A 4,749-nucleotide genomic window follows, 5' to 3' on the forward strand; every position below is an offset into this window, starting at 1 on the left:
CTTGCGGATCTGCTCGCCTCGTTTCTTGTCCACTCGAATGCATTGGTGTTTCATATCAGCACCCCAATGGCAAACCATGAACCGAACAATATGAGAAACATTCCACAAGAGAGGAGGACTATCTCATAAGTCCTGGAAGACATCAGTTCTTTGCCTTTGCTAAAAGATGCGGATATAATGCTGAACCAGCTCAGGTCTGCCATCCAGTGACCGAACACAAACAACGCAGCTGCCAGCAGGCTTATCTCAAGACCTTTAAGCACAAGCGCACTGCCGGCTGCAAGCCACCAGATCCAGAAATAAGGATTAGATACGGACGTTATGATACCTGCAACCACAGGGTTTGCAGAGATGTGATCTGTTTCACTTCCGATAGATGTCGCTGCCGTGCGGGCATCCCTCATGGTGATCATCCCAAAAAGAATCAGTATTACACCTCCGATAAGCGATATGGCCGATATTTCCTTCTCACCTACAAAAGAGTTCATGCCAAAAACGATAAGTATGCATATTACAAGTTCCAGCAGTGCATGACCCAGCACCACTTTCGGTCCTGAGGTCCAGCCTGTCCTCATGGAACTGTCTATAGTGGTAAATAACATCGGCCCCGGTACGAGCGCACCTGACAGGCCAACTGCAAAACCTATGGTAAGCATCTCTATAAGTTCAAACATTGTCCACTTTGCCTATATGCTGTGAGCACAAAAAGAGAAAGAAAGGTAAAAACCTTTCCCCGGGCAGTGTGGTCTTAGAGAATGATCTCTATATCCAGCTCTTCGGCCAGTTCCTTGTACCTGTTACGGATAGTAACTTCGGTCACACCTGCCACATCTGCCACTTCCCTCTGGGTTCTTCTTTCACCGCAGAGAATAGATGCGATATAGATGGCAGCTGCAGCCACTCCTGTTGGTCCGCGACCGCTGGTAAGTTCTTTCTCGGAAGCCTGGCGCAGGATCTCCACACCTTTGGACTGTACTTCACCTTTAAGGTTAAGCCCTGAGCAGAACCTTGGTACATAGTCAATGGGTGAAGTGGGCATTAATTTCAGGGACAGTTCTCTGGAAATGAACCTGTATGTTCTGCCTATTTCCTTTCTGCTTACCCTGGAAACCTCTCCTATTTCGTCAAGTGTCCTTGGCACGCTACACTGGCGGCATGCTGCATAGAGTGCTGCAGCGGCAACCCCTTCAATGCTTCTTCCGCGAATAAGGTTCTTGTCAACTGCCTTCCTGTATACTACGGCAGCTGTCTCACGCACAGTTCTGGGAAGACCGAGGGCTGATGCCATCCTGTCAAGCTCCGATAGTGCAAAGGCCAAGTTCCTTTCAGTAGCATTGCTGACACGTATCCTACGCTGCCACTTTCTTAACCTGTAAAGCTGTGCTCTGTTCTTGGATGAAATGGATTTCCCGTAAGAGTCACGGTTTCTCCAGTCGATCATCGTGGACAGACCCTTGTCATGTATGGTATAGGTCATGGGTGCGCCCACACGGGAACGCTTCATCCTCTGGTCGTGATCGAAAGCACGCCATTCAGGTCCTTCGTCCACGAATTCCGCATCCACTACAAGACCACATTCAGAACACACAAGTTCGGCCCTTTCATAATCCTGCACAAGATTGCGACTGCCGCATTCCGGGCACTGGACCTTTGCATTTTCAACTTCTGTGCTCTGTTCTTTCTCTTTACGTGCTTTGATCATGGCACGTATTTTTTCCCTTTCGGAAGTGTCTGAATATCGTACCCTTTCTACTTCGACCATTTTCCTCACCTTGAAGATACTACAGACGAACGTGAAATCTGATTAAGTGACTATCTATTAAAAACTCGACATAAGATTTTTATATCTTTTCATCATTGAACATATATCCGTTCATTCAAATAATGTCGAGTTTCCGGGGCATTGCCTCTCCTGTCAAGCTTCACAATATAGTATGGATTTCCCACCGGACCAAAATAGTTGGTGACTTTGCCAATCCTCTTGACAGTTTTGTCCATCACGGAAGAATTTATACGAGGCTTTTCCCCTTTGGATCCCTGTTCATCCCCTCGAACGATCAGGGTTTCATTCCCAAAAGCGTGAAGCACTGTCCCAAGTCTTTTCATATCCCTCGTTATCTATATATGTCTTTTCTCTCAGGTGATAGAATGCAACTATGTTATATATAATCTTTTCGCAAGCTTTTAAAGACAATTCTTCAACTCTATTTGCATAAATGATCTGCAACGAATTAGTCATATAATGATCCCATTGCATCCTTCTAAATATTGAAGGCATTGTCTGTTATCTTACTATATTCCATTTGTTCCACAGGACTGCTTTTATATCCTATCACTTGAATTACATTTTATCCTGGTATAGTGGGGTGCTTCCTGTGAAAATGAGAATCATAAAATGCAGCGATGTAGGGATCAACTGTGATTTCATGGCCCATGGCTATGATCTGGATGAGGTTGAAAAGGTTATGTGGAACCATATTGAAACGAAGCATAAGGATATGGTTCAAAATATGTCCGATTATGACCTCCATCAGCTCAAACATCGGGTATCAACCTTTCTTGGCCGAAGCTGCGGCTGTGGACACCTGGAAAAGCCAGGGGAAGCTTATGATAGGAATGCATGCAACTCTTTACACCGCTTTCCCATCTCCCCTAAAAATATAAAATGATCATTTCAAGGTTCGATCAAAGAAGGTCATCATTTGCCAATAGGCATCCTGCGCTTCAAAAATTTGTGATAGCTGGCCCTCCTCTATCATAAAACCATGAGGTTGGCCCTGATACACTTTCATTTCGAAGTATTTGTCTGCGGCATCCAGTTCCGCGGCATAAGCGTAGATTCCGGATATATTGCTGGCCTGATCTCTTGTGCCGTGAATGATCAGCATAGGGTATTCCAGTCCTTCAAGCACATCTACTGGTTTATCGGGCTGGGTCGCCGACCCTCCCGAGTATGGGAAACCATACCATGCGACTCCTGAATCTAGTTCTTCTATCTGAGGCAGGAATAGCATTGTGTAACGGCCTCCTGCACAAAAACCTGTAAGTCCAAGCATGTTGGAATCTACATCAGGCCGTGCTTTGAGATAAACGATGGAATCTTTTATTAATTGCCCGACTGCCGGATCACTGGGCGAAGTTTCAAATGTCTGCCACCTTGGTGCTATTACTACATAGTTCTCTGATGCCATCTTATCTACAAGGTCGAGGTATCCCGGTTCGAGCCCTCTGAATGAATGTATCAGGATTATGCCCGGCTTTTTGTTTCCTGTAGTCGGAGCTGCTACATACGCCGGATATGTCAGATTTCCGCTTTTTATCTGCGTCTCTGTACCTTCAACCTGTAACTGTGTCGAATTTTCGGATGTCTTAATCGTTAGATTGTCAGTGTCGTTGGTTCCGTTGACACAACCTGAGATGCCAATGACAATTACCACGATCATGTAAGCCAATAAATATCTCATACCTAACTCCCCCTTATGTATAGACAGTTAGTCTGTCGATAATTATCAGTTACTATCACTTATATAGCTACCATTCGATAAAAGATCATGAATTATTTTGACATTAAAAGGTAAAGGTAAACACTTTTTAAATAAATAACCAAAATAAAAAAGATTAAGGCTGGCTCTTTTGGCTTAAGTCTTTTTCAGGATCATTTCCTGCATAAGTGTGTCAACTACTTCTATATTTGCAGCCTCTACTTTTGTTATGTTTCCCATGGCATCCATAAGGATAACAGTTCCATCCTTCTTCCTTGCCTTGAGTATATCCTTTGCTACCATCTTTCTGTCTCTGTCATCCTCTAAGTACACAGTGAAATCGCACATGTTATCACCTAAGCCTTTACAAAACCTTCTGTGACCACATTCAGTATATCCTTTATATCTTCAAGTACCGGGGAATCCGGAGACATGTCCAGTATAAGGCTGCCCATCCTATCAGCTTCTATGACCCTTTCATCGTAGCTTACAGGGTATATTTTCTCTCCGTTAAGGCATAGTTCGCCAGCCACAAGGTCAAGCTCTTTTCCATCCCGTACTTTATTGACCACAACAAGCTGGTTCCTTATGTTCAGGTCCTTTGCAAGTTTCAGTACATGCCTTGCCACTTCCATGGATTTTGGGAATGATTCCGTGATGACAAGATTATGGTCATAGTTCACTGCCAGTCCTCTGCCCAGGATCTCAGATCCTGCCTGTGAATCCACTATTACGATGTCGTACTGGTCAGACCATAGTGCAAGATAATCGATGAGACGCTTTACCAGAGATATATAAGAACAGATGCATCCGCCACCACCTTGGGAAATGGTACCCATAACAACAACTTTTACATCATTTTTTGCGCAAACTTCATACTTTTCCAGAAAAGCGTCGATGTCTATGCTCCAGCCATGTTCATGTCCCTTTTCACTTTCATCATATTCGTCACTGTCATATTCCTCATCATAAAGCTGTTCCTTTATCTCTTGCTTATCTTCCGCAAGAGTTCGGATCATTGAAAAAGGAACGCCCAATGACATTGCCAGATTCATACTCGGATCAGTATCTATGACCAGGACACGAAAGCCCTGCATTGCAAGAAGACGGGAAAGAGTGGCGACAATGGTCGTCTTGCCAGCGCCCCCTTTGCCAGTGGCTATGATCTTTCTCATTTCTACAGTTCTCCATTTTGACTTTACGCGGTCTTCATCACCAATGTGGTCACAAAGACAGCTTCATCATACTTATCCTCTACGGCTTTTGA

The 4,749-nt window shown here is 44.4% G+C and carries 7 protein-coding genes; 1 reads left to right on the forward strand and 6 read right to left on the reverse strand.

Going from position 1 to position 4,749, the window contains the following annotated elements; genetic code table 11:
* Nucleotides 1–50 precede the first annotated feature (50 nt).
* From ACCM36_RS06765 to ACCM36_RS06775, 3 genes are all read right to left on the reverse strand, one after another.
* A complete protein-coding gene (locus ACCM36_RS06765) occupies nt 51–674 on the reverse strand; it encodes a LysE family transporter (protein WP_370572991.1) in 624 nt (207 codons plus the stop codon).
* 74 nt (nt 675–748) lie between these two features.
* Nucleotides 749–1,762 carry a transcription initiation factor IIB gene (locus ACCM36_RS06770; protein WP_321418231.1) on the reverse strand — a complete coding sequence of 338 codons (1,014 nt, stop codon included), beginning with the start codon at nt 1,760–1,762 and terminating at the stop codon, nt 749–751.
* 92 nt (nt 1,763–1,854) lie between these two features.
* On the reverse strand, nt 1,855–2,106 hold the full coding sequence (locus tag ACCM36_RS06775; RefSeq protein WP_370572992.1) for an H/ACA ribonucleoprotein complex subunit GAR1: 252 nt from the start codon (nt 2,104–2,106) through the stop codon (nt 1,855–1,857).
* Nucleotides 2,107–2,381: 275 nt separating this feature from the next.
* Here ACCM36_RS06775 and ACCM36_RS06780 point away from each other — a divergent pair, with 275 nt between their 5' ends.
* Entirely contained in the window at nt 2,382–2,669 is a 288-nt protein-coding gene (locus tag ACCM36_RS06780; RefSeq protein WP_370572996.1) for a DUF1059 domain-containing protein, read from the forward strand.
* Here ACCM36_RS06780 and ACCM36_RS06785 read toward each other — a convergent pair whose 3' ends face one another.
* The 3 genes from ACCM36_RS06785 to ACCM36_RS06795 form a co-directional block, all read right to left on the reverse strand.
* Nucleotides 2,670–3,464, reverse strand: coding sequence for a dienelactone hydrolase family protein (locus ACCM36_RS06785; RefSeq protein WP_370572993.1), 795 nt, complete (start codon nt 3,462–3,464; stop codon nt 2,670–2,672).
* Between the two features lie 174 nt (nt 3,465–3,638).
* A complete protein-coding gene (locus ACCM36_RS06790; protein WP_370572994.1) occupies nt 3,639–3,830 on the reverse strand; it encodes a CooT family nickel-binding protein in 192 nt (63 codons plus the stop codon).
* Nucleotides 3,831–3,838: 8 nt separating this feature from the next.
* On the reverse strand, nt 3,839–4,657 hold the full coding sequence (locus tag ACCM36_RS06795; RefSeq protein ID WP_370572995.1) for an ArsA-related P-loop ATPase: 819 nt from the start codon (nt 4,655–4,657) through the stop codon (nt 3,839–3,841).
* Nucleotides 4,658–4,749: the final 92 nt, after the last annotated feature.

This window comes from Methanomethylovorans sp. (assembly GCF_041305605.1).
GTDB lineage: Archaea > Halobacteriota > Methanosarcinia > Methanosarcinales > Methanosarcinaceae > Methanomethylovorans.